This window comes from Roseibium aquae, from assembly GCF_008711285.1.
Lineage (GTDB): Bacteria > Pseudomonadota > Alphaproteobacteria > Rhizobiales > Stappiaceae > Roseibium > Roseibium aquae.
This window is the reverse complement of record NZ_VXDC01000032.1, coordinates 1-3343: the sequence shown is the minus strand read 5'-3', so window position 1 is coordinate 3343 and position 3343 is coordinate 1. Positions and strand designations below refer to the sequence as shown.

General features: G+C 66.9%; 3 protein-coding genes. All 3 read right to left on the bottom strand.

Going from position 1 to position 3343, the window contains the following annotated elements; genetic code table 11:
* Positions 1 to 84 precede the first annotated feature (84 nt).
* The 3 genes from F0184_RS20425 to F0184_RS20415 are packed head-to-tail and all read right to left on the bottom strand — an operon-like array spanning position 85 to position 3199.
* A complete protein-coding gene (locus F0184_RS20425; protein WP_150497981.1) occupies positions 85 to 1074 on the bottom strand; it encodes a tyrosine-type recombinase/integrase in 990 nt (329 codons plus the stop codon).
* A complete protein-coding gene (locus F0184_RS20420) occupies positions 1071 to 1991 on the bottom strand; it encodes a tyrosine-type recombinase/integrase (protein ID WP_150497980.1) in 921 nt (306 codons plus the stop codon). Before F0184_RS20420 ends, F0184_RS20425 begins: the two co-directional genes overlap by 4 nt.
* The gene (locus tag F0184_RS20415; protein ID WP_206668399.1) at positions 1988 to 3199 is read right to left on the bottom strand and encodes a site-specific integrase; all 1212 of its coding nucleotides are present in this window, start codon (positions 3197 to 3199) and stop codon (positions 1988 to 1990) included. Before F0184_RS20415 ends, F0184_RS20420 begins: the two co-directional genes overlap by 4 nt.
* Positions 3200 to 3343: the final 144 nt, after the last annotated feature.

Sequence of the window (3343 nt, the reverse complement as noted above, 5' to 3'; positions counted from 1 at the left end):
CATTATGCCGATGCCCGGATTATGCCGATGTAGGTCTGTAAGTCTTTGTTTCCGGAGGGGACCGCTGTGTCGGGGTCGGCATAATCAGAGGGCTTCGAGGAAGGCGAGGAGTTTGTCTGTCGGCCGGAAGCGGCCGGGTTTGGTCGTGATCGGGGCTGTCCTTTCGAGGGCCCTTTCCTTGATCTGCAGGTCCGCGTGCAGGTAGATCTGGGTCGTCTCAACCTGTTCGTGGCCGAGCCAGAGCGCGATCACCGCGGTGTCGATGCCGGCGCGCAGCAGACGCATGGCCGCGGAATGCCGCAGGACATGCATGGTCACCCGCTTGCGTGCGAGGGATGGGCACCGGCTGGCCGCATCCTTGACGTATCCGGCCAGTCGGCGTTCAAGTGCATCGCGGCTGAGAGCGCGTCCGGTGCGTGTCGGGTACAGCGGGTCTGCTGTCTGACCGGCCCGCTCGGCCAGCCAGACCCGCATCACGGCAACAGTGCCGGATGTGAGCGGCGTGATCCGCTGCTTTCGCCCCTTGCCGTTGCAGCTGACATGCGCACCGGCTCCGAGATGGACGTCGACGCAGGTGAGCCCGATCAGTTCGGAGGCCCGAAGGCCGGTCTGGACGGCGAGGCCGAACAGCGCCGCGTCGCGCCGCCCGGTCCAAGTCGCCCGATCCGGCGCGGCCAAGAGGGCGTCGATCTCCGCCTCGGTCAGCCAGGTCACCAGACGCCGTTCGAAGCGCTTCGGCGGAATGGCCAGAACGCGCTCGATGGTGGCGGCGTGTTCGGGATGGCGCAGGGCCGCGTAGCGGAACAGGGATCGGATCGCGGCCAGTCGGGCGTTGCGGGTGCGCACGCCGTTATGTCGCTCGTGCTCCAGATGGTCGAGGAAAGCGCCGATCAGGGGCGCATCGAGATCGTCGATGTCGAGCTTTCCCGGCACCTTGCCGTGCTGCTCTGACGCGAAGATTAGGAGGAGCCGCAATGTATCACGATAGGCCTGAACCGTGTTCGGGCTGACCTGGCGCTGGCGGACGAGGCGGTCGGTGAAGAACGCCTGCAGGGTCGTGGCCAGCGCACTCATGCGTCACCCGCCAGATGGCGCTCGAGCCGTTCGCCTGCCAGTGCCAGAAGTTCCGGCGCCGCCGACAGGTACCAGTAGGTGTCGCCGGGATCGGCATGGCCGAGATAGGTGGACAGAATGGCGAGGCGGGAGCCGGGGTCGCCTGTCCTGTAATCGTCGATAATGGTACTGACGGCGAAGCTGTGCCTCAGATCGTGGATCCGGGGCCGGCACGCCGCCGAGCGTGGGGCAATGCCGCAGTGATGCAGCAGTTTCCGGAAGATCGGCTGCACGGTATTGTAGCGCAGCCGTTTGCCGCGCGAACTGATCAGCAGGACCGGCGGGCCCTCAGGACAGGGGCGGTCGTCGCGGTGCAGGTAGTCCTGCAAGGCAGCGACCGTCGTCGGGTGCAGCGGCAGGGCGCGGGCCTTGTCGAATTTGCCGTGCCGGATCGTCACCATGCCGCCGCCCGCGTCGAAGTCGCCGCGGTCGAGGCCGATTGCCTCGCCGATCCGCATGCCGGTCGTCGCCAGCAGACCGATCAAGGTCCGGTAGGTTGCCTGCACGTGTGTTCCGCGCAGGTTCCCCGTGGCCCGCATCAGCGCAGCAATCTCCCGGGGCGTGTAGAGATACGGTGTTGCGCGGCGTATTTGCGCCGGCAGAAGATCGTCGGCCGGCACCTCGGTCCTCGGGTCGAGCGTGCGCAGGTGCCGAGCGAAGAGACGGACCTCGGCCAGCCGCCGGGAGGTCCAGATCGCATCAGCGCCAGCGGGCTTTGTCGCCCAGGCCAGCGCTGTCCCGGCCCGGACATGGGTCTCGCCGCGATCCTCGGCGAAGGTCACGAACTGGCCGAGAAGCCGCTCGGCCTTGTCCATCTTGTAGCCGAGGGCGCGCCGCATCGTCAGATAATCGGCAAGGGCATTACGCAAGTGGCTCATAGCGCGCCCTCCGGCCAGGGGCGCGCGATCAGGCGCAGGGTGTCGCGGTCAACCTTGGCGTAGATCGCCGTGGTCTCGACACGACGATGACGCAGGAGCTGCCCGATCTCCGGCAAGGATGCGCCGGCGCGCAACAGTTCCGTTGCCACGGTATGGCGCAGGCGATGAGCGTGGATGCGCCCGAGGTCCGCGCGCCGGGCGGCATCCGCCACGATGCCGCTGACCCGGCTCGCGCCGAGAGCATGATGGGGCGCGAAGTGCCGGACGAACACGGTCCGCCCCTGCGCGTCCGCCGGTCGGGCATGGCGCAGGTATTCGGCCAGTCGGCGGCCGACATCCGGCGGAAGCGGGAGCCGCTCGTGACAATTGCCCTTGCCGCGCACGCGGATCGTGCCCGCGCGCCAGTCGATATCGTCGAGCCTGAGCCCAGCGACCTCGCCGCGCCGCAGGCCGAGCCGGACCAGCAGGGCCAGGATCGCCAGATCGCGGCAACCGACGGCGGTATCGGCATCGCAGGCCGCGAGAAGGCGCCGCACCTGATCAGGTTCGAGCCCCTTGGGAAGTCCGGCCAGTCGGCGACGCAGGACCTTCGGCACGGCCGGGACAAGCGAGCGTTCCGTCACGCCGTCCAGATGCAGGAAGCCGAGGAACGACCGAAGCGCCGTGACCGTCAGCTTCGCCACGCCGGCGTTCAGGCGCGGGCACCACGCCAGAACGAAGGAGGTGATATCGGCCGGGGTCAGCCCCTCGAGATCGAACTGCCCCGCGGCCATTCTGCGGACCAGGAACGGGCGCAGGCAATCAATGTACCGATCGGTCGTACCATCCGCGAGGCCGCGTTCCGTAATCAGGAACTGCCGGTACCGGTTCAGGATTGCCCCGGCGGGATCGTCATCCACTGCGGCTTCGGCCGCGGGCACCAGTCCCAGCCCGCGCAAATGGTCGAGAGCGGGCCCCAGTGCCTTGCGTGTCTTCAGCTTGCGGACGCCCGCGGCCCGGCGGTCAGCCATGAACCGATCGACCTGCGCCATGGACAAATCGCCCATCGCGAGCTCTTGCGCCTGCAACCAGCCGATCAGGTCGTTGAGCAGCCTGCGCTGCTTCCAGAGCGTGGAGGCCGCGTATCCCTGCCGCCGCAGATCCTGCTCAAGGCCTTTGGAAAGGGCCGTGACCGGGTTCTTGCGCCGTTTCTTCTTCGGTTCGATCACTATGATATCTCCTCGTTTCGACGTGAAAGAGGAGACGTTACCAGCCTGCAGCCCCGAGGATTATGCCGAACCCGATGCAGCAAAACTGAAGGTATTCAGATGATTACACAGTTACATCGGCATAATCCGGGCATCGGCATAATG